This is a genomic window from Acetobacterium sp. (genome assembly GCF_039830195.1).
Classification (GTDB): domain Bacteria; phylum Bacillota; class Clostridia; order Eubacteriales; family Eubacteriaceae; genus Acetobacterium.
The window spans coordinates 38336-63547 of record NZ_JBDODG010000015.1 but is presented as its reverse complement, the minus strand read 5'-3'; the positions used below and the strand labels follow the sequence as shown (position 1 = coordinate 63547).

At 47.1% G+C, this 25212-nt stretch carries 26 protein-coding genes; 19 read left to right on the top strand and 7 right to left on the bottom strand.

What is annotated here, in order from left to right:
• Positions 1 to 58: 58 nt before the first annotated feature.
• From ABGU93_RS05890 to lpdA, 19 genes are all read left to right on the top strand, one after another.
• The gene (locus tag ABGU93_RS05890) at positions 59 to 418 is read left to right on the top strand and encodes a CHAD domain-containing protein (protein WP_347412555.1); all 360 of its coding nucleotides are present in this window, start codon (positions 59 to 61) and stop codon (positions 416 to 418) included.
• Between the two features lie 248 nt (positions 419 to 666).
• A complete protein-coding gene (nadA, locus tag ABGU93_RS05885) occupies positions 667 to 1575 on the top strand; it encodes a quinolinate synthase NadA (RefSeq protein WP_347412553.1) in 909 nt (302 codons plus the stop codon).
• 13 nt (positions 1576 to 1588) lie between these two features.
• Positions 1589 to 2887, top strand: a complete 1299-nt coding sequence (locus tag ABGU93_RS05880; protein WP_347412552.1) for an L-aspartate oxidase — start codon at positions 1589 to 1591, stop codon at positions 2885 to 2887.
• Positions 2865 to 3713 carry a carboxylating nicotinate-nucleotide diphosphorylase gene (gene nadC, locus ABGU93_RS05875; protein WP_347412551.1) on the top strand — a complete coding sequence of 283 codons (849 nt, stop codon included), beginning with the start codon at positions 2865 to 2867 and terminating at the stop codon, positions 3711 to 3713. Before ABGU93_RS05880 ends, nadC begins: the two co-directional genes overlap by 23 nt.
• 44 nt (positions 3714 to 3757) lie before the next feature.
• Positions 3758 to 4276: a transcription repressor NadR gene (locus ABGU93_RS05870; RefSeq protein ID WP_347412550.1), complete on the top strand. Its 519-nt coding sequence runs from the start codon at positions 3758 to 3760 to the stop codon at positions 4274 to 4276.
• Between the two features lie 141 nt (positions 4277 to 4417).
• Positions 4418 to 5248 (top strand): AmmeMemoRadiSam system radical SAM enzyme, encoded by an 831-nt coding sequence (amrS, locus tag ABGU93_RS05865; protein ID WP_347412549.1) that lies wholly within the window; start codon positions 4418 to 4420, stop codon positions 5246 to 5248.
• Between the two features lie 9 nt (positions 5249 to 5257).
• The gene (locus tag ABGU93_RS05860; RefSeq protein WP_347412548.1) at positions 5258 to 6766 is read left to right on the top strand and encodes a metallophosphoesterase; all 1509 of its coding nucleotides are present in this window, start codon (positions 5258 to 5260) and stop codon (positions 6764 to 6766) included.
• 104 nt (positions 6767 to 6870) lie between these two features.
• A complete protein-coding gene (locus ABGU93_RS05855; RefSeq protein WP_347412547.1) occupies positions 6871 to 8262 on the top strand; it encodes a sigma 54-interacting transcriptional regulator in 1392 nt (463 codons plus the stop codon).
• 143 nt (positions 8263 to 8405) lie between these two features.
• Positions 8406 to 8693: a thiamine-binding protein gene (locus ABGU93_RS05850; RefSeq protein WP_347412546.1), complete on the top strand. Its 288-nt coding sequence runs from the start codon at positions 8406 to 8408 to the stop codon at positions 8691 to 8693.
• Positions 8668 to 9441: an ABC transporter permease gene (locus ABGU93_RS05845; RefSeq protein ID WP_347412545.1), complete on the top strand. Its 774-nt coding sequence runs from the start codon at positions 8668 to 8670 to the stop codon at positions 9439 to 9441. The genes ABGU93_RS05850 and ABGU93_RS05845 overlap by 26 nt, the downstream gene beginning before the upstream one ends.
• A complete protein-coding gene (locus ABGU93_RS05840; protein WP_347412544.1) occupies positions 9438 to 10418 on the top strand; it encodes an ABC transporter substrate-binding protein in 981 nt (326 codons plus the stop codon). Before ABGU93_RS05845 ends, ABGU93_RS05840 begins: the two co-directional genes overlap by 4 nt.
• Positions 10399 to 11151 (top strand): ABC transporter ATP-binding protein, encoded by a 753-nt coding sequence (locus tag ABGU93_RS05835; protein WP_347412543.1) that lies wholly within the window; start codon positions 10399 to 10401, stop codon positions 11149 to 11151. Before ABGU93_RS05840 ends, ABGU93_RS05835 begins: the two co-directional genes overlap by 20 nt.
• Before the next feature lie 399 nt (positions 11152 to 11550).
• Positions 11551 to 11853, top strand: coding sequence for a DUF6506 family protein (locus ABGU93_RS05830; RefSeq protein ID WP_026393540.1), 303 nt, complete (start codon positions 11551 to 11553; stop codon positions 11851 to 11853).
• A 48-nt stretch (positions 11854 to 11901) separates the two neighbouring features.
• The gene (locus ABGU93_RS05825) at positions 11902 to 12270 is read left to right on the top strand and encodes a Lin0512 family protein (protein WP_347412542.1); all 369 of its coding nucleotides are present in this window, start codon (positions 11902 to 11904) and stop codon (positions 12268 to 12270) included.
• A 56-nt stretch (positions 12271 to 12326) separates the two neighbouring features.
• Complete coding sequence (locus ABGU93_RS05820; RefSeq protein WP_347412554.1) at positions 12327 to 13316, top strand: thiamine pyrophosphate-dependent dehydrogenase E1 component subunit alpha; 990 nt, start codon at positions 12327 to 12329, stop codon at positions 13314 to 13316.
• Positions 13313 to 14284 carry an alpha-ketoacid dehydrogenase subunit beta gene (locus ABGU93_RS05815; RefSeq protein ID WP_347412541.1) on the top strand — a complete coding sequence of 324 codons (972 nt, stop codon included), beginning with the start codon at positions 13313 to 13315 and terminating at the stop codon, positions 14282 to 14284. Before ABGU93_RS05820 ends, ABGU93_RS05815 begins: the two co-directional genes overlap by 4 nt.
• A gap of 115 nt (positions 14285 to 14399) precedes the next feature.
• Complete coding sequence (locus tag ABGU93_RS05810) at positions 14400 to 15401, top strand: NAD(+)/NADH kinase (RefSeq protein ID WP_347412540.1); 1002 nt, start codon at positions 14400 to 14402, stop codon at positions 15399 to 15401.
• Positions 15402 to 15416: 15 nt separating this feature from the next.
• Entirely contained in the window at positions 15417 to 16727 is a 1311-nt protein-coding gene (locus tag ABGU93_RS05805) for a dihydrolipoamide acetyltransferase family protein (protein WP_347412539.1), read from the top strand.
• Positions 16728 to 16740: 13 nt separating this feature from the next.
• Positions 16741 to 18132: a dihydrolipoyl dehydrogenase gene (gene lpdA / locus ABGU93_RS05800; protein ID WP_347412538.1), complete on the top strand. Its 1392-nt coding sequence runs from the start codon at positions 16741 to 16743 to the stop codon at positions 18130 to 18132.
• A 111-nt stretch (positions 18133 to 18243) separates the two neighbouring features.
• Here the strand turns inward: lpdA and panD are convergent, their stop codons facing one another.
• From panD to uraA, 7 genes are all read right to left on the bottom strand, one after another.
• Entirely contained in the window at positions 18244 to 18627 is a 384-nt protein-coding gene (gene panD / locus ABGU93_RS05795; protein WP_347412537.1) for an aspartate 1-decarboxylase, read from the bottom strand.
• Positions 18628 to 18637: 10 nt separating this feature from the next.
• Positions 18638 to 19480, bottom strand: a complete 843-nt coding sequence (gene panC / locus ABGU93_RS05790; RefSeq protein WP_347412536.1) for a pantoate--beta-alanine ligase — start codon at positions 19478 to 19480, stop codon at positions 18638 to 18640.
• Between the two features lie 3 nt (positions 19481 to 19483).
• Entirely contained in the window at positions 19484 to 20320 is an 837-nt protein-coding gene (gene panB, locus ABGU93_RS05785) for a 3-methyl-2-oxobutanoate hydroxymethyltransferase (RefSeq protein ID WP_347412535.1), read from the bottom strand.
• Between the two features lie 21 nt (positions 20321 to 20341).
• The gene (locus ABGU93_RS05780) at positions 20342 to 21208 is read right to left on the bottom strand and encodes a Rossmann-like and DUF2520 domain-containing protein (RefSeq protein ID WP_347412534.1); all 867 of its coding nucleotides are present in this window, start codon (positions 21206 to 21208) and stop codon (positions 20342 to 20344) included.
• A 387-nt stretch (positions 21209 to 21595) separates the two neighbouring features.
• Positions 21596 to 22519, bottom strand: coding sequence for a CorA family divalent cation transporter (locus tag ABGU93_RS05775; RefSeq protein WP_347412533.1), 924 nt, complete (start codon positions 22517 to 22519; stop codon positions 21596 to 21598).
• A 4-nt stretch (positions 22520 to 22523) separates the two neighbouring features.
• Complete coding sequence (locus ABGU93_RS05770; protein ID WP_347412532.1) at positions 22524 to 23285, bottom strand: NYN domain-containing protein; 762 nt, start codon at positions 23283 to 23285, stop codon at positions 22524 to 22526.
• A 409-nt stretch (positions 23286 to 23694) separates the two neighbouring features.
• Positions 23695 to 25035 (bottom strand): uracil permease, encoded by a 1341-nt coding sequence (gene uraA / locus ABGU93_RS05765; protein ID WP_347412531.1) that lies wholly within the window; start codon positions 25033 to 25035, stop codon positions 23695 to 23697.
• Positions 25036 to 25212: the final 177 nt, after the last annotated feature.

Here is a 25212-nt window from a genome sequence, read left to right as displayed (position 1 = left end):
GCAACATCGGAATTACGAGGATTTTTGTTGATTATTATGTGCGAAGTTTGAGTTATCAATCAAAGACTATACCGATAAGCATATCGAAAATTGGCTGAAAAAAATCAGGCGAAGCATGAAAAGTCTCGATGTCAAAGATCAGCGATTGGTTCACCGGGTCCGCATCAAAAGCAAAAAACTCCGCTATGTCATCGAACAGCTCGCTTCGATTCTTAACCAAAAGACCCGTAAATCCCTGGACGCATTTGAAAAAATGCAGGACGATCTCGGCTATTACCACGATGTTTTCGCCAACCAGCAATTGCTGGAACAGCTAGTCGCAGCCAGCGCTGACTGCCACCTCCACCACCAGGCCGGCATTATCATCGGCTGGCAGATGATGGCAGGCAATCGCAAGATCAGGAAGTTTATAAATTAAGTAAAAACGTTAGACAAAAAGATAAAGCAGTACCGACAATTGTTACATCATGTTGTACGCATCGGAGCGAACAGGTTGATAAACCTGTCCGATTCCGCGGCGAACAACAGATTAACAATTGGTCGGTACGGTATTTCAATAATAACCGTTAAATATCTCAAATAACTTTACAGTCAGCTTGTCAGGTGTAAAGATAAGTGCTATACTTTTAATCATGAAAACCCGATTAAAAGGTGGAGGCATACAAAATGAAAGAACTCTTGTTAAAAATAGAAAAACTGAAAAAAGAAAAAGATGCGGTTATTTTAGCCCATTATTATGTCAATGATGAAATTCAGGAAATTGCCGATTATGTGGGCGATTCTTATTATCTCAGCAAAATTGCCGTTGAGCTGCCCCAAAAAGTGATTGTCTTTTGCGGGGTTACCTTTATGGGTGAAAGCGCTAAAATTCTCAGTCCCGAAAAAACTGTGATCATGCCGGAAGCTCTTGCCGATTGTCCGATGGCCCATATGGCGAACATCGAGAAAATTGCTGAAGTCCGGGAAAACTACGATGATCTGGCAGTGGTTTGCTATATCAATTCTACGGCCGAAATCAAAAAAGTTGTAGATGTTTGTGTGACCTCGTCTAATGCGCTCAAAATAGTCAGGGCTTTGCCCCAACAGAATATTTATTTTGTGCCGGATCAGAACCTCGGCCAGTATATTGCCAGCCAGGTTCCGGAAAAGCATTTTATTTTTAATGATGGCTATTGTCATGTCCATGACGAAATCATGATCGACGAGCTCGAAGATGCCAAAGCCGCCCATCCCAAGGCCAAGTTGCTGGTGCATCCCGAATGTACGATGACCGTGATTGGCGCCGCCGATTATGTTGGGAGTACCGCGGGGATTATTGATTATGCCACGGCCAGTGACGCCAACGAATTTATTATTGGTACCGAAATCGGTATTCTCTATCAACTGGGGAAAAACAATCCTGACAAAAAATTCTATACCATCAATAAAAATCAGATCTGTCCCAATATGAAAAAGATCACCCTGGCTAAGGTCGCTTATGCCCTGGAAAACGGCATTAATCAGATGGAAGTCGACGATGAAACCCGGACCAAGGCAGTTCTGGCGTTGGAAAAAATGCTGGAACTGGCCAAATGAGGGAGAATCGGCAATGAACGGGAAAACAGATATTATTGTGGTTGGCACCGGTGCCTCTGGTTTATTTTATGCGCTGAATATTCCCGAAGACAAACAAATTTTGATGATCACTAAAAGGGCAGTGGATGAAAGTGATTCCTACCTGGCCCAAGGCGGGATCTGCGTCTTAAGGGACGAGGATGATTATGACAGTTTTTTTGAGGATACCCTGAAAGCCGGTCATTATGAAAATGATCGTGCGTCGGTGGATGTGATGATCCGTAGCTCGCCGGAAATCATTACCGATCTGATTGATTTTGGCGTGGCGTTTGAAAAGAAAAACGGTGAACTGGCCTATACCAGAGAAGGCGCCCATTCCCGGGCCCGGATTCTTTATCACGAAGATCTCACCGGTAAAGAAATCACCAGTAAATTGCTGGCCCAGGTTAAACAGCGATCCAATATTACCATCATCGAAAATATGGCGATGGTCGATCTGATTTGTCAGGATAACCGCTGCTCCGGAGTCGTGGCCAGTGATGGAACCAGCGCCATTCACTTGTACTATTCCGACTATGTGGTTCTGGCTACCGGGGGCTTGGGCGGGCTGTTTCACAGCTCCACCAATTTAGCCCATCTCACTGGGGATGCCATTGCCATTGCCCTAAAACGTCAGATCGAACTGGAAAACATCAGTTATATTCAAATTCATCCGACTACTCTGTATTCCCAAAAGCCCGGGCGCCGTTTTCTAATTTCCGAATCGGTTCGGGGTGAAGGGGCAGTACTCTATAACCGTAAAATGCAGCGCTTTGTCGATGAACTGTTACCCCGGGATCTGTTGACCAAGGCCATCCATGAGCAAATGGAACAGGAAGAAAGTGATTTCGTCTGGCTGTCGATGCAGGACATGGGGCCGGAAGTAATTACCCATCGTTTTCCCAATATCTATCAGCACTGTCTGGAAGAAGGCTACGATATTACCCGGGAATGCATCCCGGTGACTCCGGCCCAGCATTATTTTATGGGTGGCATCAAAGTAGATCTGGACAGCCGAACATCCATGGCACATCTCTATGCCATCGGTGAAATCAGCTGCAATCGGGTTCACGGTGCCAACCGGCTGGCCAGCAACTCCCTGCTGGAAAGTCTGGTTTTTGCCAAAAGAGCGGCTAGAGATACCAATGATCATTATGAAATCTCAGAAGTTCACCATGCAACGCTGGATCTGGATGACTACCAGGATCTGGAACAGTTGCGAAGAGATTATAAAACCATCATCCTGGACGAAATCGAAAGGAGCAAAGTCATTGAACGAATTGATAAAGCTTAACATGGATCCACTTATATTACTGGCACTACAGGAGGATATTACCAGCGAGGACATCACCACCAACGCAGTCATCAAAGCAGGGGTCAGAGCCCAGGTAAATCTGATTGCCAAAGAGGCGGGCATTATTGCCGGTCTGGCGGTTTACCAGCGGGTTTTTGAACTTCTGGATGATAGCGCCACAGTTGAAAAATTTGTCAGCGACGGCGATACCGTCAAACCCGGTGATCTTTTGGCGGTCGTGGCAGCTGATACCCGAACCCTGCTCTCCGGCGAGCGGACTGCCCTCAACTATCTGCAGCGAATGAGTGGCATCGCCACCCACACCCGGAAGCTGGCAGGTTATTTGACTGGCACCAAAACCAGATTGCTGGACACCCGAAAAACCACACCGAATATGCGGATCTTCGAAAAATATGCCGTGACGGTCGGTGGTGGATATAACCACCGCTATAATTTATCTGATGGTATTCTGATCAAAGATAATCATATCAATGCCGCCGGTGGCGTCAAAGAAGCCATTGTCGCGACAAAAAAATATGCCCCCTTTGTCCGCAAGATTGAAGTCGAAGTAGAAAATTTGGAGATGCTGAGCGAGGCCCTGGAAGCCGGGGCCGATATTATTATGCTCGACAATATGGATGTCGAAACCATGAAAGCAGCCATTAAAATTGTCAATGGCCGAGCAATAACAGAATGCTCCGGCAATGTGACCGAATCCCGGTTAAAAGAGCTTAGTGAGATCGGGGTGGATTATATTTCCTGCGGGGCCCTGACCCATTCCTCAGCGATTCTTGATTTATCGATGAAAAACCTGCGGCTTTTATAAGCGCACGGCAGTCACTCACAAATAGCAGGAAAGGAGTGTAAACCATGAAAAAACAGCAACGACAGGAAGATATTATCAGGACACTCCGGTCTTCCCCGGAACCGGTTTCAGGAACTGCCTTGTCCGAAATTTTTCAAGTCAGCCGACAAAGTATTGTCCAGGATATTGCCCTCCTGAAAGCCGCCCATTACAATATCATTTCGACTAATAAAGGCTATATCATCGTTGATCCGCCGCCTAAGGAAAAGGTCTTCAAAGTCTATCACAGCCACGAAGAAATCGGCGATGAACTCTATACCATCGTTGATGCCGGCGGTTTTGTGAGAGATGTTTTTATTATTCATGATATTTACGGAAAAATCCAGGTCAATTTATTTCTGGCCACCCGAACCGATGTGGATGCCTTTGTGGCCGGGCTGGAAGAAAAAAAGACCAGCCCATTGATGAAGCTCACCGACAAGGTTCATTATCATACCGTCGAAGCGGTCTCAGACAGCATTATCCGCGGGGTTGAAAAAAGTTTGCAAGAAAAAGGATATTTAATCACCAGCAGTGATTTTTAAAGCCTTGATATGGGTATGAAAAGAATAGCACACAAAAAAGGAAGACATCATGAAGTTTTCCTTTTTTAATTGCATTGGAATCGTCTATTGATCTGAAATGGACGGTTTAGTCAGCGTAAATCAACGAAGGGTGGAAAAACTGTGAGTAAAATAGCATGTCGGCTCTGTCCTCATCATTGCAAACTGGATGAGGCGGAAATTGGATTTTGTCGAGCTCGAATCAACCGGTCAGATGTCATTGAAGATTCGAATTATGGAGTGGTTACGGCCATTGCCCTGGATCCTATTGAAAAAAAACCATTACGCCATTTTTATCCGGGCTCCCGGATTTTGTCGGTAGGCAGTTTCGGCTGTAATTTGAGATGTTCATTTTGTCAGAACTACGAAATATCCATGGCCGGAATGGAAGAAGCCCATGGTCGCCGCATGACTCCGCAAAGCCTGGTGGCCAATGCCCTCAGACTGGTGGGTGAGGGGAACATCGGACTGGCCTATACCTATAACGAACCTCTGGTGGGTTTTGAGTTTGTCCGGGATTGTGCCCAGGAGGCCAAAAAGAACGGCTTGAAAAATGTGCTGGTGACCAATGGCTGCTTTTGTGAAGAACCGCTGCGGGAAATCCTCCCGGATATCGATGCCTTAAATATTGATCTGAAAGCATTCAATGAAAAATTTTATCAGAAAATCAGCGGCGATCTGGAAACGGTCAAACAGGCAATCCGAATTGCCAGTGAAACCTGTCATGTGGAGGTGACTACCCTGATTGTTCCCGGTGAGAATGATAGCGAAGCGGAAATCCGGGCGTTATCCCAATGGTTGGGATCGGTGGGGCGAACCATTCCCCTTCATCTGTCGCGCTTTTTTCCCCGCTATGAAATGCAGGATCGGGAGGCCACTGACGTGGCCCAGGTATACCATCTGGCCGATATTGCCAGAGAATCGCTGGAGTTTGTCTATGCTGGAAATTGTTGAGGCCAAATAATGGGAAATAAACGTTCAAAAAAATCAAATCGCTTAGCAAAACAGCTTAAAGAAATAGAACACCTGATTAGCCCTGTTGCAGTGCCAGTAACGGAGGGCGAAACGGACTTCCATTCCGAAAAAGAAATTTATAAATTTTTTCTGGATCCGGTGATTGCCACCGCGCCCCAGATGGCGGCCACCGAAATAATCAAAACCGCTAAAGAAGGCTATGGCGGATGGACCACTGCGCCCCATCAGGAACCGCAAAAGCGGCTGGATCTGATGCCGGCTGATTATCAGATTCCTGCCGGGAATCAGCCCGAACAACTGCTTCATTTCTTTGCTATTTCTGATATCCACATTACCGACGGGGAATTTCCGGCCCATGGGATCTATTCAAAATATGGCGGCGGGATCGTATCAGTGTATTCGGAAATGATGCATTATACCACCCACGTATTGGATGGAGCGATTCATTCGGTTAATGCCATTCATCATCAAAATCCCCTGGATTTCGGTTTGTCCATGGGCGATAATACCAACAATGCCATGTATAACGAACTGCGCTGGTCCATCGATATTTTTGACGGTCAAGAAATAAATCTGGACTTTGGGGTCAACCCCAATCCCCGGATTGGCCCCCGGAAAGATTTCTATGACGAATTTATGGCGGTGGGACTCAATCAGCAGATTCCCTGGTATCAGATTATCGGGAACCACGATCATACCTGGCCGGATAAACCGGAAAAAGCGGTTTCTGATGATCCCGACCGGCGGTTTCTGTCCCGGTTGGAATGGATGAAAGAATTCTTCATTACTGAAACCCAGCCCAGCGGTCATGGTTTTAGTCAAGAGAGTCTTGAAACCGGTTTTGCCTGCTACAGCTTTGAGCCCAAAGAAGGGCTCCCCATTAAGGTCATTGTACTGGATAATACCCAACGGGATGATGATCCCAACGTCCAGGGTTATGCGCACGGTTCCCTGGACCGCGAGCGTTTTGACTGGCTGGTAGCAGAACTGGAAGCCGGTCAGCAAGCCGGTCAGCTGATGATTATTGCTGCCCACATCCCCATTGGGGTGGAATATCAGGAACCATTGACCAGACCGTTTATGTCCTGGAGTACCATTTCTCCGGTGCCGGAACAGGAACTGATTGAAAAACTGCAGACTTATCCCAATCTAATTCTCTGGGTCGCCGGACATCGTCACCGCAATACCATCACCCCGGTAAAATCCCCGGATCCTGGCCATCCGGAACGTGGTTTCTGGGTGGTCGAAACAGCATCGCTCCGGGATTTTCCGCAGAATTTCCGCTCCTTTGAAATTCTTGAAAACGGGGATAGTACCATTTCAATTGTTACCAGAAATATCAATCCGACCATTAAAGAAGGATCTTTTGCCAGCATTGCCAGGTCTTACGCGGTAGCAGCCCAGCAAATTTTCAATGGCCGCACTGAACTCTTACCCACCGGGTCCTATGATGGGGAATTACTGGTAAGGATAACCACACCGATGGACATGCCATAAATTAAGGGGCCATCCAAATCGTCTGATTTCGGTCAGGAAAGCCGCATCACGGCGATAACCTGCAATTTTATAGTAGCATTGGTGATTCAGGGGAGGTAAAATTCATGGAAGTTAAAACACTGATGGAAAAATTGAAGAACGGCGATGCGCTAACCCGGGAAATGCGCTATGAGATTGTCGATTCATATAAATTGATGGATGTGGCCCTGGATTCAATTCTTAACGGGTTGATGATTATTGATACCGAGTTGCGCGTCAAAAAGTTCAATCATAAGATTTCGGAACTGTTTCAAATGAGTGAAGCCGATATTTTAAAGCTGGATATGAGTCATGTATTAAAAGACATTGATGTGGTAGACAATATTTTGATTAACAAACGCAAATTCTCTTATTCAGATATTACGCTGTTTATTGGACCGCGAAAAATTGACTGTTTTTTGGATATTACCCCGGTGGCTTTCAATGAGAAGGTGATGGGAGCGGTACTGGTGATTCGGGAGTCTAAACAGGTTCGCAAAGAGATCAACAAACTGGCGGGCTTTCGGGCGAACTATACCTTTGACAAGATTATTACTAAGAACAAGACGATGCTGGAGCTGATTAATACAGCCAGGCGTATTTCTAAAACAAATTGTTCGGTTCTAATTGAAGGGGAAAGTGGTACCGGTAAAGAATTGTTTGCCCAATCCATACACAACGAAAGCCAGCGGCGCAACGGCCCCTTTATCGCCATCAATTGTGCAGCCATCCCCAAGGAGCTGGTTGAGAGTGAGTTTTTTGGTTATGAAACCGGATCATTTACCGGGGCCATCAAAGGCGGAATGCCGGGTAAATTTGAGCTGGCCAACGGCGGAACCCTATTTTTGGATGAAATTGGAGAAATTCCATTGGAAATGCAGCCAAAACTACTGCGGGTGCTGGATGAGAATAAGGTCATGCGGATTGGCGGGAGTTTTGAACGGGAACTGGATGTCCGGATTATTGCGGCCACCAATCGAAACCTCCTTAACGAAATGTCAAAATCAGCCTTTCGGCAGGATCTTTACTTCCGACTCAACGTGATTAATTTGCGACTGCTGCCGCTGAAGCGAAGGCGGGAAGATATCCTGGCCCTGGGCAGATATTTTCTGGAGCAGCTCAACCGGGAAAATAATGATATGAAAAAATACTTCAGCAAGGCATTTGAAGAAAAACTGCTGGAGTATGAATGGAAGGGTAATGTCAGGGAACTCAAGAATATCGTGGAAAGAGGTTTTTATTTGTCTTCAGGGGTCTATATTGACAGTATCAATATGTTGATTAAAGAAAACGAAACCATCATGCAGGTCCATGACAGCGATGGCGAAACCCTCAGAGATCTGGAAAAAAATAGCATTGAACATGCGCTTTTTCTCAACAAAGGCAATGCCGTAAAAGCCGCTGAAGATCTCAGCATCAGTAAGGCCACCATTTATCGGAAAATCAAAGCCTATGATATTCATATGAGCGGTGTATAAATAAATGCAAATATAATCAAAATGATAAGCCCTGTGAAGAAATTTTTAAATGTTTTTTCAGAGGGTCTTTTTTTGGCATGAAACATGCTACAATTAATATGGAAAGAATAAAGAAAAATGAAAAGAACATGGAGGTGAGAGTTATGGCAAAAGTGAATCTAAGCTTACAAGTTTTACCGGTGGTGCCGGACAGCGAAATTTATTACGTGGTGGATCAGGTCATTGATATGATCAGTCAAACGGGATTGGAATACGTCGTAGGTCCTTTTGAGACATCCATCGAAGGAGAACTGGATGAACTCCTGGATATTGTCAAGCGCGCTCAATCGATCTGCATCGAACATGGTGCCGAGCGAGTGGTTTCAATCGTAAAAATTGATTACAAGGAAGAAGGCGTCACAATCAATGAGAAAGTATCAAAATATCGGTGATAAGCTCATCCCCATACTCTTTATCCTGGCCATTCTCATCCTATGGGAACTGGTGGTTAACCTGGGGGTGGTGGAACGATATATCCTGCCATCACCAACGGATATCATCACGGCCCTGACTGCGAACGGGTCGGATATCATGATGCACACCGGGGTAACCTTTTTTGAAGGCATGACCGGTCTACTGGTGGCCGTTTGTCTATCGCTGATTATGGCGATTGTGATGGATCAATTGCCGGTAGTAAAAAAAGCCATCTACCCGGTGCTGGTGATCTCACAAACCGTACCAATTATCGTCATTGCTCCGCTGCTGGCGATGTGGTTTGGCTTTGGGATTGCGCCAAAAATATTTGTAGTGGTGCTAGTCTGCTTTTTCCCGATTACCGTAAACCTGATCGAAGGTCTCCAAAGTGTGGATAGGGAACTGATCAATCTGGTCCGGTCGATGGGTGCAACCAGGCGTCAGATTTTTGCTAAAATCAAGTTTCCCAGTGCCCTGCCCTATTTTTTTTCGGGCCTCAAAATTGCCGCTACCTACAGTATTATGGGGGCGGTTATCGGCGAATGGCTGGGCGGGAAAGCCGGGCTGGGGGTTTACATGTTAAGAGCCCGGCACGCCTTTGCCCTGGATCTGGTTTTTGCATCGATTCTGGTGATTGTGATTTTGTCGATCATGTTATTTTACGGCATTGCCGGGATTCAAAGGGCCCTGATGCCCTGGGAGAAGTTAAAGGAGGAATTGGAATGAAAATGAAAAAGAAAGCTGTGATTATTTTAGTCGGTTTACTGATAATTGGATTAACCGGGTGTACAACAAAAGAAAATGAAAAAATAACCGTGGTTCTGGATTGGGTCCCCAATACCAATCATACCGGTTTATATGCGGCTCAGGAACTGGGTTATTTTGAAGAAGAGGGACTGGATGTGGAGATCATCCAACCAAGCGAGGGTGGTAGTGCCGATCTGATTGCCGCCGGACAGGGAGAATTTGGGGTCAGCTACCAGGAACAGGTGACCTACGCCAGAACCGCGGCTAATCCCTTGCCGATTAAAGCCATCGCCGCCATCATCCAACATAATACCTCCGGCTTTGCGTCACCGGCGGACCGCAAGATTGTCAGCCCCAAAGATTTTGAAGGGAAAAAATATGGCGGCTGGGGTTCCCCGATGGAAGTAGCGACCTTAAAGGGCCTGATGGAAGGGGCCAATGCTGATTTTAGCAAGCTGGAAATCGTTGATGTGGGAGCCATGGACTATTTTACCGCGGTTAAAGATCATGTCGATTTCACCTGGATCTTCTATGGCTGGGATGGGGTCTCCGCCGAACTTAAAAATGAACCCATTAATTTTATTAAACTTCAGGATGTCGATAAAAACCTGGATTACTATACCCCAGTGATCATCGCCAACGAAGAGTATCTGACCAAGAATCCGGAAACAGCTAAAAAGTTCTTGCGGGCCGTCACCAAAGGGTATCAATATGCCATCGAAAATCCCGAAGCGGCAGCCGATCTGTTATTAATTGACAACCCCGAAATTGACCGTGAGCTGGCAGTGGCTTCGCAAAAATATCTGGCGGCCGAATACCAGAGTGATGCCGAAAAATGGGGTATCATGAGTCCAGACATCTGGCAAAACTATGGAAAATGGATGTACGATCAGGGCCTGCTGGAAAACCAGTTAAATGCCGACGAGGCTTTTACCAATGAATACCTGCCACAATAAAACCGTGCTCAAGGTAGTCGGAGTAACCCAGGAATATAACCATAAAAACATTATTGAGGACATCCATATCCATCTCAATCAGGGCGAGTTTGTCTCCATCCTGGGCCCCAGCGGCTGTGGCAAAAGCACCCTCTTTAATGTGATTGCCGGACTGCTGACCCCGGAAGCCGGCCAGGTCTTCGTTAACGACAAAGAGGTTACCGGGGAAACCGGAGTAGTCAGCTATATGTATCAGAGGGATCTGCTGCTGCCCTGGCGCAACGTCATTGACAACGGCATTTTACCCCTGGAAATCCGTGGCATATCAAAAAAAGAAGCCCGGGAAAAGGTCAAAGCGATGCTGTCGGTTTTTCAGCTGGAAGATGATGGCGAAAAATATCCAATCCAATTATCCGGCGGGATGAAACAACGGGCTTCACTACTGCGAACGACCATGTTTTCAAAGGAGATCATGCTGCTGGACGAACCCTTCGGCGGACTGGATGCCATTACCCGACTGAAAATGCAGGAGTACCTGCTCGAGATATTAAAAAAAATCCAGGGTTCAGTGTTATTCATTACCCACGATATCGATGAAGCGATCTTCTTATCCGACCGAATCTATATCATTAACGGCGCCCCGGCCCACATCGTTGAAGAAATCATCGTGCCGGTTAAGCATGCCAGTCCCCAGGAAATGATGACCTCCGAGGCATTGCGCCAGCTGCGCAGTGACATTTTAAAACGCTTGTGATTCCAGCAGTCTCATTTTTGAGACTGCTTTTCTCATTTTGAGACGCAAATTCTCATAATGAGAAATAATCACTGAGCCATTTACTGAGAAAAACATCAGCTCTTTTCAAAATCGGAAATTAACACCGTTTAAGTAAACGTTTAAATATTTAAAACGTTCATAAATTCTGGCACGAATATTGCTGTATACATATAGATAATAAGATTAGGTAATTTCAGAATTTTAAAAATCGTACAAGATTTGCTTTGATGTCGGTTTCCGCAAACAATTTAGTAACGTGTAGGCGAACAGTCGATAGACTGTACGCCGTACAGTGTAGAAATTGTTTCGCGCAAACCGGCAGCGAAGCTCACGGCAGTTTTGTAATTGCTTAACAATATCAAAACAAGGAGGTTTACGATGGCATTAAAAGCAGCATTTATTTTTATTGCCCCCAATGCAGATCCGGCCATTCACCGGTCTGCGGTTGAAACCGAACAGGTTACCCTGATCGCTGTCGGGGTTTCATCTTACGAAGCAGCGGTGGATACAGCCCGGAAGCTGGTTGACGAAGGGGTAGTAGCCTTCGAACTCTGCGGCGGGTTTGGACACCGGGGGACGGCAATGGTCAGTGAAGCCGTCAAAGGAAAAGCAGCCGTCGGCGTCGTCAGGTTTGATATTCACCCCGGTCTGGAGAATAAAAGCGGCGACGAAATATTTTAGTCGTAAAATGAGCACGGGTCAGTATTAACCGCTGGAAAAAGTCAGGAGGTGACCCTTATCAAAAAGTTTATCATTGAATTTGGAATGGGAATGGATTTTCATGGCCAGGATGTTAATAAAGCGGCCGGAAAAGCGATTAAAGACGCTATTTCCCGCAGCTGCCTGATTGGCCTGAATCAGATTCATGGTTTAACCGAAGAAAATCTCGATGAAAAAATGATGATTGAGGCAATTATCGGCGTGTCCCGGCCGGAAGAGTTAAACATCGAGGAGCTAAAAAAACTGTTCCCGGTGGGAAAGGTGACCATTGAAGCCAGGAAAGGAGGATTAACTACCGCCGGTCTTTTCTTTCCCGGTTTTGGCGATACCGATGATACAATTGAAGCCGCTATTGTTTGTGTAACCGTGAGTGTGTAGCTCAGCTTAGTATTGATATGATTCCCGAAATAAGAACAGATTACAAAGGAGGAAGTATTTTGAAGATTTCAAACGAAACCATCATTGAAATGTATGAAAAAATGGTAAAAATCCGGAAGTTCGAAACAAGAGCGATGAATCTTTTTGCCGAAGGTCAGGTTGGCGGATTTGTCCATCTTTATATCGGTGAAGAAGCCGTTGCAACGGGAGCATGCGAAAGCTTACGGGATGATGACTACATCACCAGTACCCATCGCGGTCACGGGCATATCTTAGCCAAGGGCGGCGACATGAAATACATGATGGCGGAACTATTCGGCAAAGAGTCCGGTTATTGCAAAGGCAAGGGCGGATCGATGCATATTGCCGATGCCACCAAGGGTATCCTCGGCGCCAATGGGATTGTCGGTGCTGGTCATAACATAGCTACCGGTGCCGGTTTGGGCATTCAGTATAAGGGCACCGATCAAGTTTGTGCCTGCTTCTTTGGCGATGCCTCCACCAACCAGAGTACCTTCCATGAAGGCTTGAACCTGGCCAGTACCTGGAAATTGCCGGTTGTTTTTATTTGCGAAAATAACGGCTACGGCATCTCCGTGAGTCAGGCCCGCCATCAGAACATTACCGATATTTCCCAGCGGGCAGTTTCATACAATATTCCCGGGATTACCGTCGATGGAAATGATGTCTTTGCTGTTTTTGAAGCGGTTCAGGAAGCCGTTGCCCGAGCCCGCAAAGGTCAGGGCCCGACTCTGATTGAATGTAAAACCTATCGCTGGCGCGGTCATTTCGAAGGCGATCCAACGGTTTACCGACCCGAAGGTGAATTGGAACAATGGAAGAAAAAAGACCCGATCCCCAGAGTCGAAAAATATATCCTGGATAATCAGGTGATGACCCAGGCAGAAATGGATAAACTCAATGAAAAAATTGACGCTCTGGTTGAAGAAGCGGTTGATTTTGCGCTGGCCAGTAAATTCCCAGATATCTCATCCGCAGTTGAAGATGTCTATACCGATATAGTAGAGGAGGGACGATCAAGATGAGAGAGCTCACTTATGGTCAAGGAATCAAAGAAGGTATGCGGATAAAAATGTTGGAAAACCCCGACGTATTCATTTTCGGTGAAGATGTTGGCCTTTTCGGGGGCTGTTTTGGTGTAACCTCAGGTTTATTTGAAGAATTCGGCGAAAAACGCGTCCGTGATACGCCAATTTCCGAAGGCGCCATTATCGGTGCTGCCGTTGGTGCCGCCGCTGTCGGCTTACGACCGATTCCCGAGCTGATGTTTGTTGACTTTGCTACGGTAGGGATGGATCAGCTGGTTAACCAGGCCGCTAAAATGCGCTACATGTTTGGCGGGAAACTGAAACTGCCGATGGTGGTTCGTTTACCATCCGGTGGTGGCGTAGCCGCCGCGGCTCAGCATTCGCAATCGCTGGAAGCCTGGTTTACCCATGTTCCCGGTCTGAAGGTCGTCTATCCCTCTAATGCCCAGGATGCCATCGGCTTGATGCTGACGGCCATTGATGATGATAACCCGGTTATCTATCTGGAAAACAAAACCTTGTATGCCGTCGCCAGCCAGGTAGAAGATGAGGTTAAACCGATTCCGTTGGGAAAAGCCAATATCAAACGAGAAGGCAACGATGTTACCATTATCACCTATGGTAAACAGGTATACGACTCCCTCAAAGCCGCTGAAATCCTGGAAAAAGACGGCATTGATGTGGAAGTCATCGATTTACGATCCCTCTATCCGTTGGATACGGAAGCCATCTTTGAATCGGTCAAGAAAACCCATAAGGTGGTCATTGTCTCGGAAGAAGCAAAACGGGGCAGTTATGCTGGCGAATTGGCCGCGATCATTGCCGATGAATGTTTCTACGAATGTGATGCGCCGATCAAGCGGGTTTGTGCCCTCAATACGCCGATTCCGTTTTCCGGAAATCTGGAAGCTTACGTACTGCCAAATGCCGATGATGTGGTTCAGGCGGTTAAATCTTTATTCTAAGGATAACAATTAACGCGGCATAAAGGGTCATGGTTCTGGAAATAACGGAGTGACAAGCGATGAAATTATTTTCAGAACCTTTTTTAGACTACAGACAGAAAAAGGTGGTGGACTTATGAATTCAATCGGTATAATTGCCAATCCTGCTTCAGGAAAGGACATCAGACGGCTGGTTTCTCATGCAACGGTTATCGATAATAACGAGAAGATTAATATTGTGGAGCGAATCATTCTGGGGGCCCAGCAGAATGGGGTAAAAAAAATATATATGATGCCAGATCCCTATAATATGGGCTATCGGGTGGAGGATAAGCTTAAAACCTCCGGCGAGCTGAGATGTGAGATTGAAGTGTTCGATTTTTACAAGGAAGATACTGTTGAAGATACTTATCAAGCGGTCCGATTGATGAATGAAAAAAAAGTGGGTTGCATTGTCACCTTGGGTGGCGATGGTACCAATCGGGCGGTGGCCAAAGACATTAAAGAGATCCCGATGATTTCCATCTCTACCGGTACCAACAATGTCTATCCGGACATGATCGAAGGAACCATTGCCGGCATTGCCGCAGCAGTGGTGGCTTCCCATAAATTTGATAAAGAAGTCTATTCAAATAGAGATAAGATTATTGAGATATTCTCAGAGGGGCAGATTAAAGACATTGCCCTGATCGATGCCGTAATTTCCCGGGATGTTTTTGTCGGGTCCCGGGCGATCTGGAAAATTGAGGATATCGAGAAAATATTTGTGGCTCGGAGTCATCCGGCCTCGATTGGTTTTTCGTCCGTGGTAGGAGGGAAAATTATCATTACCGAAGATGACGACTTTGGCGCCTATGTCAGCATTGATATTAATGCGCCCAAGATTCGGATCCCCATGGCGGCCGGGATTGTGCTGCCGATTGGCACGAGTCAGCCGGTGATTTTAAATTTTAATGAAAAATATGAGCTGACCACCTATTGCCGGGGAACCATTGCCCTGGATGGTGAACGGGAAATTGAATTCCATCAAAATCAGACCTTTACCTTTAAAATCAGCCGCAACGGGCCCTGGCACGTGGATGTTAAAAAAGCCATCGAAGTGGGACAAAAAAACGGATTTTTCGAGGTTTCAGAATAACAGGAGGATTGAATTATGGCCAAGTTTTTAGTAATGCCCAAGCTCGGCTTGACGATGACTGAAGGGAATATTGCCAACTGGCGAAAAGCAGAGGGTGACAGCGTCGCCATGGGTGAAATTATCTTTGATGTGGAGACCGATAAAATAACCAAGGAATTTGAATCCCCGGGGGAAGGGATCATCCGGAAGATATTAGTGGAAGAGGGTACAGTAGAGGTGTTAAAACCGATTGCCATCATCGGCAAGGCCGATGAAGATATCTCGGGATTGCTGGCTGAGGCCGAAAAAACCGGGGACAGCCCGGCCGCTGAAAAACCAGCCGCGGAAGCGCCCAAGCTGGCCGCAGCTCCAACCCAACCGGCGGCCGGTGGAAGAGTCAAAGCGTCGGCTCGAACCAAAAAGATCGCCGCTGACCTGAATATTGATATTTCCCAGGTACCGGGCACGGGTCCAGACGGGGCGATAACCGAAAAAGATGTCACCGCCTTTGCTGAAAATGCCAAAACTGCCGCGCCCAAAATGTCGCCAACCGCCGGCGTGATTGCCGCCGGTTTAGGCATCGACCCGGGACAGATTAACAAGGACGGCCGGATTATGAAGGCTGATGTGCTGGCCTTTAAGCAAAATGCTGACTTCCTGAAATTTGCCGACCCTCAGGAAACCACCAAACCGATGTCGGCGATGCGAAAAATTATTGCCAGCCGGATGTCCGCCAGTCAGGAAACATCCGCCACCGTTAACTACAATCAGCGGGTCGATACCACTGCCATGAAACAGCTGCGGGAAGAATTAAAAAGCACCACCAAGATAACCTATACCGATATTCTGGTTAAGATCTTATCCCGGGCGCTGCTGGAGTTCCCGTTACTGAACAGCTCGATTGTCGGTACCGATATTGTGACCCGCAATTATGTGCATATTGGTGTGGCCGTGGCGCTGCCGGATGGCTTGATTGTTCCGGTGGTTAAATTTGCCAATAAAAAAGATCTGGGCGCGATTTCCAGCGAAATTAAAAGCCTGGCCGAAAAAGCCCGAACCAATGAACTGGAAACGGATGAAATTACCGGGGGCACCTTTACCATCACCAATATCGGTATGCTTGGAATGGAATCCTTCACGCCGATTATCAATCAGCCCGAGGTTGCGATTTTGGGGATCAATACCATTATGGATACTCCCATGGTAGTTGATGGACAGGTGGTCATAAAACCAATGATGAACCTGAGCTTAACGGCTGATCACCGGGTGGTTGATGGCTCGGTGGCGGCGCAGTTTGTCGCCAGACTCAAAGAGCTCATTGAAAAACCGGGATTATTGCTGTTGTAAGGGAGGCGGAATCATGAAAATTGTAATTATCGGCGGCGGCCCGGGCGGCTATGTGGCAGCCATCCGGGCGGCTCAGTTAGGTGCCGAGGTAACCCTGATTGAAAACAAATTCCTGGGCGGGACCTGTCTCAATGTCGGCTGTATCCCCACCAAGGTGCTGCTGCATACCAGCGAACTTCTGGATGTTCTAAAAAATGATGCCAAAGAACTGGGAATCGCGATTTCAGACTATCATGGCGACTGGCCGAAGCTGCAGAAAAGAAAGACAAAAATCATCAAAAAATTGGTGGGCGGGGTGAATGGCTTATTGAAAAACAACGCCATCACCAAAATAATGGGACGTGGTGTTTTTCTTAATGAGCATCAAATTAAAGTCATCACTGAAAATCAGGACGAAACACCAGTCATTGATTTTGATTTTGTCATCATTGCCACCGGCTCAAAACCGGTGATACCGCCGATACCGGGGAGTAATCATCCGGACGTGATCACCAGTGACACCGCCCTGTCATTGGACGCTGTGCCCGAAAGTCTGGGTATTATTGGCGGTGGCGTCATTGGCTGTGAATTTGCCAGTATCTACAATGCCTTTGGCTGTAAGGTAACGATCATCGAGATGCTACCGGAAATTGTCGCCAATATGGACGCTGATATTGTCAAGCCGCTAAAAGAAAAATTGCTGAAAGATGGGGTCGAAATTTTTACCAGCACCCGGGTCGAATCGATCCAGGAAGGGCCTGCCGGATTAGCGGTAAGAACCAGTTCTGAAGCTGGCGAAAAAATCATTACCGTTGCCAAAGTGCTGCTGTCAGTGGGCCGAAAACCGGAGCTGGAGACCCTGGAACTCGACCAGGCTGGCATAGAAACCGCCCGTGGCGCCATTGTCGTTAACAAAAAAATGCAGACCAATGTGCCGCACATCTACGCCGTCGGCGATTGCAATGGCGGGGTAATGCTGGCTCATGTAGCCTCGGCCGAAGGGATATTTGCGGTTGAGACGATCATGGGGAAACGGTCGCAAATTGATTTTAAAACGATCCCCTATTGTGTCTATAGCAAACCGGAACTGGCCAGTGTCGGCTTGACCGAAGCCCAGGCCCGGGCCAGTGGCTACGAAGTCAAAGTCGGGAATTTCCCGATGGCCGTCAATGCTAAAGCGATGATTATGGGTGAAACGACCGGGGTGGTCAAGTACGTTACTGATGCCGCTACCGGCGAAATCCTGGGACTGCACATGGCTGGCCCCCGGGCCACCGATCTGATTGTCGAAGGCGCTCTGGCCATTCGCCTGGAAGCAACAGTGGCCGAACTGATGGCCACCATCCATGCCCACCCCACCGTCGGTGAAGCCCTGATGGAAGCCGCCCACGCCGTCAACGGCGAAGCCATTCATTTAATGCGATAGTGATTGATAGAAAAAGCGGTATCAAAAAATAAAATCAGGCTGTCAATTTTCAGATCGTAATCTGAAAAGTGGCAGCCTGTTTGTTTGATTTTTAGATGAAAACGGTGAAAACTAATGACTCTGACCATGAACCTCATGGTCCTTAAGTTCAGTCACATGATTGTCATCATCGAGAATCAGGACCCGGGGCTTAAAAGCCAGAGCTTCCTGCCGGTCCATCATAGCATAGGCGATGATGATTACCTTATCGCCGGTGTGAACCAACCGGGCTGCGGCGCCATTGACACAGATAATACCGCTGCCGCGCTCACCCACGATGGTATAGGTTTCAAAGCGCTGGCCGTTATTCACATCCACCACCTGAACCTTTTCACCAGGAAGAATATCGGCCTGCTCCAGCAGCTCCGCATCGATGGTGATGCTGCCCACATAATTGAGGTCAGCCTCTGTGATTGTTGCCCGATGGAGCTTTGACTTAAATAGGGTGATATACATAATTTACCTCTTAATCTAAAATAATATTATCGAGCAGTCGGGCTTTCTCAAAGCGAACGGCTACTGCCGCCAGGGCTGGCGCGGTGATGGTTTCGATGTCGGCCAGGGTTTCAAAATCAAGGATATCAGCGTAATCAATAATTGCCAGCGGCATGGTGTTGATCTGGCTGACAAGCTGGTCTTTTAATACTTTGACGGAGCGTTCGCCAGATTCATAAAGGGCTTTGGCAGCAGCCAGCGACTGACTGAGAACCAGGGCCTCGCTGCGTTGCTCCGGACTCAGAAACACATTTCGGGAACTCAGGGCCAAACCATCGGCTTCCCGGACAATCGGGCAGACTGCAATCTGAACCGGCAGATGTAAATCCCGGACCATTTTTTTAATCACCGCCACCTGTTGGGCATCTTTCTGGCCAAAATAGGCTCTGGTTGGCTGGATCAGGTTAAACAATATATTGACTACTGTGGTCACGCCTTTAAAATGAGTAGGCCGGGACTGGCCGCAGAGTTTTCTGGTGATCTCGCCTTCCACTTCCACAAAGGTGGAAGCACCCGCCGGATAGATTTCCGCCGGATCAGGAAAGAACAGCAGATCGGTTCCAGCTGCTTCGGCAAGCTGTGAATCCCGGTCAAAATCCCGGGGGTAGGCATCCAGATCCTCGCCTGGGGCAAACTGGGTGGGATTGACAAAAATACTCACGACCGTCACATCATTTTGACCTTGCGCTTTATTGATCAGTGACAGATGACCGTCGTGAAGATAGCCCATGGTCGGAACAAAGCCGATGGTTTTATCCCGACCAAGTTCTTCAAGACCGGTCTTTAATTCCGTTATTGTTTTGGCAATCTTCATGGTTTATTGCTGCAAGGCGGCGATAACCGTATCATCAATGGTGAAGGTATGTTTTTCTTCCGGGAACTGGGCAGTCTTCACCTCGGTGACATAGGCCGTCACAGAATCCTTGATGGTTTCATTCAAGGCCGCGTAGCGCTTAGAAAACTTGGGCGATTGACGGTCATACATGCCCAGCAGATCATGAATGACCAGTACCTGACCGTCGCAGTAGCGACCGGCGCCGATACCGATGGTGGGCACGGAGATTTTTTCAGTAATTAAAGTTGCCAGTTTTTCAGGAATCCCTTCCAGGACAATAGCAAAGACGCCCGCCGCTTCCAGTGCCAGGGCATCGTCAATGACTTTCTGGGCCTGGGTAATGTCTTTGCCCTGAACCTTAAATCCGCCGAATAGGTTAACCGATTGGGGCGTCAGGCCGATATGGCCCATGACGGGAATCTGCGCCTTGACAATGGCTTTAACATTGGCAACCTGGTCCACGCCGCCTTCAAGCTTGACGGCGTGGGCTTTGCCTTCCTGAATCAACCGGCCGGCATTGCGAACGGCGTCTTCCACCGAAATGTGATAGGACAAAAAGGGCATGTCGCCGACAATCAGGGCGTTTTCGGCGCCCCGGGCAACGGCGCGACAGTGATATACCATGTCGTCCATAGTCACTTCCAGAGTGGATTCATAACCCTGGACCACCATGCCCAGAGAATCGCCCACCAGAATCGCATCGATTCCGGCATCGTTGACGATTTTGGACATTGAATAATCGTAGGCCGTTAGCATGGTGATTTTTTCTTTGTTTGCTTTGGCTTGTAAAAAAGAGCTGACAGTAAATTTACTTTTCATTGGTTTCTTCCTTCATTTTTATTATTTTAGTTTGTTTTCTAAATGCTCATAGGTTTCGGCATCAATTCGTTTGTCTTTGATCATCTCAATGGTGGCTAAGCCCATGGTCTGGTAGAGTGACAGGAATTCCGGGGCTTGGGTTTTTAGGGCTTCGATGTGTTTACCGATGGTGTTTTCATCCCCCCGGACCAGCGGGCCGGTGAGGGCATTGACGGTTCCGGATCTTTCGATGTTGCCCAGGGTGGCGGTGATCAGTGGCATAAAGGCCCTGGTAATCTCATCGGCGGCAATTCCGGTGGTCTTTAGTAGTTCAAAACCCGAATCAATCAGGGTCACCAGATAGTTGGAAAGGATACAGGCAGCGGCATGGTAGCGGACCTTATCGCCCTTGTCAATGACGGAATAGGGATTACCGGTGAGCGCCAGGATTTTTTGCGCAGCGGCCCGACCTTTTTCATTGCCTTCCAGGGTAAAAACCGTTTGCATTAAATTTTGAGACGCAGTGAAGGGATCAGAAAAACTCATAATTGGGTGAAGTGAACATAAACCACATCCTGAAGCTAACGGCGGATCAAAAAGATCGGTGGACAGGGCGCCGCTGGTATGGACAAGCGTATGATGCCCGGTTAAGCAGGCGGTTTGGAGGAGTTGGTTGATAACCTCAGAAATTTGATCATCTCCGGTGGTGATAAAAATCACTTCACTTGCGCTAACAATGCTGGGAAGGTCGAAGAAAACAGCGGAGTCAGTTGCTTTGGCCGCGTATTGAGACGAGGTCTCACTGCGGCTAAGGTAACCTGATAGGGTCAGACTATTATGTTTGAAAAAAATGCCCAGGGCGGTACCGACTTTGCCGGCGCCAATAAATCCGATTTTCATGCGTTTCACCTGTTGGTAGTATTTGGTTATGACCGCAAAGAGCAGAGAAACACATGTCACGCAAACCTGTGGCTGTTGAAAATCCAGGTTGTCGGTACTCTGTTCGACAAAACCGGAAGGCTACTGTTTAAATTTGCGCAAAGAAAAAAGGTCCTCTGCACTGAAAATAAACAACTGCAAAAAGACCTATCATTACATTATAAAAATGCAAAACGGTATGGTTTTATTCAGTCTCTATCACCAGGGATTAGAGCAGGTTTTTATATTCTTATAATAGTTTTTACGTGTTAATCATGTGCAGCTCTTGACGATGCCACCATGTGGGTATGATACAACATGCTGAATAATAATGCAAGCGTTTATTTAAGACTTAAATTGAATAAAAAACAATCAGTCCTAAAACCACTTGTTTTTTTTGAAATAGATCAGCGTGCCGACGGCAACCACGATACATAAAATAATCACAAACGGATAACCGTACTCCCAATGAAACTCGGGCATCATGATGTTCATGCCATACCAACCGACAATCAGCGTCAGCGGCAGGAAAATTGAAGTAACTACAGTGAAAATTTTCATGACTTTATTCAGGTTAATGTCCAGTTGGGCCTGGTAGGCTTCCCGGACCTGGGTGCCATAATCCCGGAGGTTCAGCACATTGGTAAAGAGCCGGTTGATCCGATTGGTGAGAATTTTGAAATAGCGTAGTTCCTTTTTATCAATCAGGTTATTTTCATTTTCTTCAATGGCCTCAGAAATTTCAAAAAGTTGTTCATAATACTGCTTAAGACTGAGCAGACGCTTGCGAAAGGTGATCAGGTAATCCGCCAGATCATTTTTGATCGAGACAATAAATTCTTCTTCCAGACTGGAGATTTCCTCTTCAATCGAAACCAATACTTCTCGATCATCAATGGTGAGTTTATCAAAAAACAGATGGAAAAATTTTCCCAGACTGTGAACCTTAATCCCCTCGGTTTGGGTATTGACAACAATACCATCGATAAAGTCACTGCGATCTGAGACAAAAACGAGTAAATCGGCCCGGAAATAGATACAGATCCGGCGAGGTTTGAGATCCAGCGAGATGGATTCGGGAAGAATAATGGTAATAAAATCAAAGCCATCATAGCTGTCGAATTTTGATGAGCGGCTGTTCAGACATTCATCAACCAGTCGGTCACTGATTCCCAGCTTGGCACTGGCTTCCGCCAGTGCCGGGAAATCAAGGATGCAGAGATGGATTTGACTGTTGTTTGGATCAATTTGTTCAAAAGAATCCGTTGTGAAGGCTTCATTTTCAAGCTGATAAACCTGCATAAGACTACCTTTGCTTTGCTTTGTTGCGGACAACATAGTGTGAATTCTGATTTTTGCTGGTTCTACGGGCTTCAATTTCAAATTGATTGAGGGATAAAATCAGGGGACGCAGTTTTGAGTGACCGTAGTTCCGGGTGTCAAAATCCGGATAGCGATTGTTGAGGCGGGAGCCGACCTCGCCCAGATTCGCCCAGCCGTCTTCATCGGAACTTTCAGTGATAATGGTTTTGAGTGATTGAATCAATTCTTTCTTGCTGGCCATGCCTTCTTTCTGGCTGCCCTGTTTGCCGTTTTGGATGCTTTCCGATTGCTCCGCCGCAGCTTCCGGATCACTGGCCAGGACTTCCAGATATTTAAACTTTTCACAGGCCGAGATAAAGGGGGTGGGGGTTTTCTTTTCGCCCATTCCCACCACATACATCCCGGCTTCCCGGAGTCGGGTAGCCAGACGGGTGAAGTCGCTGTCGCTGGAGACGATGCAGAATCCGTCCACGTTGTTGGAATAAAGAATATCCATGGCATCAATAATCAATGCCGCATCGGTGGCATTTTTTCCGGTGGTGTAGCTGTATTGCTGAATCGGGGTAATGGAATAGTTCAACAATACCGTTTTCCAGGACCCCAGCTGGGGTTTGGTCCAGTCGCCGTAGATGCGCTTAAATGTCGGCATGCCAAGGTTGGAGATTTCATCAAAAATATACTTAACATATTTATCAGATACATTATCGGCGTCAATTAAGACGGCAATTTTCATATCGTTCTTCATGGGTCACCCTTCTATTTCTATAGCGATTAGTTGTTTTCGTTCCTATCATTACTACCAGTATAATGGAAATCACCCTATTTTACAACCGACAGCCGCCATAAAAAAAACTGATCATAATGATCAGTTGTTGAGGTTAGCGGCAAACTACCGTACCGACCAATTGTTAATCTGTTGTTCGCCGCGCCATGCGAAATCCGCTTTGCTCCTTTCGCATTGGTCGCGGGCAGTCGCCAACTACAAGCAAGCTTGTGATTGGCGACTGCCTGCGCGCAGAATCGGACAGGCTCTGCCGTGTCCGCTCCGATGCGTACAACATGATATAACAATTGTCGGTACTAGGTTTATGCTATTCTTTTTTGTGAGGTTCGGGCGGGTAGTACCCGCCCGCATCCATCAGTTAGGTAGCGATTTAAGGTTGGTCATAAGGATGTTCTTCTTCCCGGTCATTGGTCAGGTTCAGTTTGTCCAGGACAAAGAAGATCAGACTAAGAATCATCCCGACTACGGCAGCTAGAACCATGCCTTTGAGTTGAATACTGCCAAAGGTCACGGCAATGCCAGATAATCCGACCACAAAGACCACTGAGGTCAGGGCCAGATTACGGGATTTTCCATAATCGACCTGGGCATCAACCAGAATACGGATACCGGCAGCACCGATCATCCCATATAAAAGGAAGGAAATCCCGCCGATGACCGGTCCGGGAATGGTGGAGATCAGCATCGATAATTTACCGACAAACGAGCAAATTATTGAGATAATTGCTGCTCCGGCGATAACTTGAACGGAGTATACCTTGGTTACGGCCATAACACCGATATTTTCACCATAGGTGGTGGTTGGGACGGACCCAATAAAACCTGATAACATGGTGGAAAAATTGTCCGCAAACAAAGAGCGGTGTAAACCCGGATCTTTTAAAAGATCCCGTCCGACGACCTTGCTGGTGACAATCTGATGGCCAATGTGCTCTGAAGCAATAACCAGCAGCACGGGTAAAATGATAATAATTGCTTCTAAATTAAACTGCGGGAACTGGAAGTTCGGCAATGAAAACCAGGGCGCCGCAGCTACGGCTTCAAAGGTCGCCGGACCAACCACGCCAGTAATCAGGGCGGTGATATAACCCGCCACAATAGCGATCAGAATCGGAATAACCGCCAGAAATTTTCGGAACATAACCGATCCAAAAACTGCAAAGCCCAGAGTTACCAGAAAAACTATGACATTTTCCGGAACGATGGCGGTGACCGCCTGTTCATAAAGGCCGGAAGCTTCATCGAGGACATAACTGGTGCTGCTGATAATGCCAGCGGTGCTGGCAGCCGTGCCGGCCAATTCCAGACCAATCAGCGCGACGACCGGGCCCATGGCCGCCGGAGGGAGCACTACGTTGATCCACTCAATCCCGAACTTATAAATAATACCGGCCAGGATGCAGCCGCATAAACCGACAACCACAAAACCGCCGAGTGCATAAGAATACCCCCAGGTGGCGATAACAATGCCGGCCGGAGCTAAAAAGGCAAAACTGGAACCCAGATAAGCCGGTGCCTTGCCCTTGGTGATGACCATAAATAATAACGTCCCCACGCCATTCATAAAGAGTACGATGGCCGGGTTGATTCCAAAGAGGAAGGGCACTAAAACAGATGCACCAAACATTGCAAACATATGCTGCAAGCTTAACGGTACGAGCATCTTCAATGGCACCTTTTCCTCCACTTGTATAATTCTTCGACTGTCCAAAACATTTCCTCCGTTCTTTTCATTTTCCTTTGAAATTATAACACAGGAATGGTGAGCCGCAAAGACTTTATACAATTAAATGCATAATAATAAAAAAATCAGAAGAAGGCCGTTGGTGATTATTTACCAGCCATTCAACCTGTGTTACAATGCAGATAAAGCCATAAAATTTAAGGA

Excerpts from the sequence above, each read along its gene's own strand:
- lpdA (WP_347412538.1), top strand. The coding sequence starts at position 16,741 with ATGAAAATTGTAATTATCGGCGGCGGCCCGGGCGGCTATGTGGCAGCC.
- ABGU93_RS05775 (WP_347412533.1), bottom strand. The coding sequence starts at position 22,519 with ATGCAGGTTTATCAGCTTGAAAATGAAGCCTTCACAACGGATTCTTTT.
- ABGU93_RS05815 (WP_347412541.1), top strand. The coding sequence starts at position 13,313 with ATGAGAGAGCTCACTTATGGTCAAGGAATCAAAGAAGGTATGCGGATA.
- ABGU93_RS05830 (WP_026393540.1), top strand. The coding sequence starts at position 11,551 with ATGGCATTAAAAGCAGCATTTATTTTTATTGCCCCCAATGCAGATCCG.
- ABGU93_RS05860 (WP_347412548.1), top strand. The coding sequence starts at position 5,258 with ATGGGAAATAAACGTTCAAAAAAATCAAATCGCTTAGCAAAACAGCTT.
- ABGU93_RS05840 (WP_347412544.1), top strand. The coding sequence starts at position 9,438 with ATGAAAATGAAAAAGAAAGCTGTGATTATTTTAGTCGGTTTACTGATA.
- panD (WP_347412537.1), bottom strand. The coding sequence starts at position 18,627 with ATGTATATCACCCTATTTAAGTCAAAGCTCCATCGGGCAACAATCACA.
- ABGU93_RS05880 (WP_347412552.1), top strand. The coding sequence starts at position 1,589 with ATGAACGGGAAAACAGATATTATTGTGGTTGGCACCGGTGCCTCTGGT.
- ABGU93_RS05835 (WP_347412543.1), top strand. The coding sequence starts at position 10,399 with ATGAATACCTGCCACAATAAAACCGTGCTCAAGGTAGTCGGAGTAACC.
- ABGU93_RS05855 (WP_347412547.1), top strand. The coding sequence starts at position 6,871 with ATGGAAGTTAAAACACTGATGGAAAAATTGAAGAACGGCGATGCGCTA.
- ABGU93_RS05845 (WP_347412545.1), top strand. The coding sequence starts at position 8,668 with ATGAGAAAGTATCAAAATATCGGTGATAAGCTCATCCCCATACTCTTT.
- ABGU93_RS05805 (WP_347412539.1), top strand. The coding sequence starts at position 15,417 with ATGGCCAAGTTTTTAGTAATGCCCAAGCTCGGCTTGACGATGACTGAA.
- panB (WP_347412535.1), bottom strand. The coding sequence starts at position 20,320 with ATGAAAAGTAAATTTACTGTCAGCTCTTTTTTACAAGCCAAAGCAAAC.
- ABGU93_RS05770 (WP_347412532.1), bottom strand. The coding sequence starts at position 23,285 with ATGAAGAACGATATGAAAATTGCCGTCTTAATTGACGCCGATAATGTA.
- ABGU93_RS05870 (WP_347412550.1), top strand. The coding sequence starts at position 3,758 with ATGAAAAAACAGCAACGACAGGAAGATATTATCAGGACACTCCGGTCT.
- ABGU93_RS05850 (WP_347412546.1), top strand. The coding sequence starts at position 8,406 with ATGGCAAAAGTGAATCTAAGCTTACAAGTTTTACCGGTGGTGCCGGAC.
- ABGU93_RS05810 (WP_347412540.1), top strand. The coding sequence starts at position 14,400 with ATGAATTCAATCGGTATAATTGCCAATCCTGCTTCAGGAAAGGACATC.
- panC (WP_347412536.1), bottom strand. The coding sequence starts at position 19,480 with ATGAAGATTGCCAAAACAATAACGGAATTAAAGACCGGTCTTGAAGAA.
- nadA (WP_347412553.1), top strand. The coding sequence starts at position 667 with ATGAAAGAACTCTTGTTAAAAATAGAAAAACTGAAAAAAGAAAAAGAT.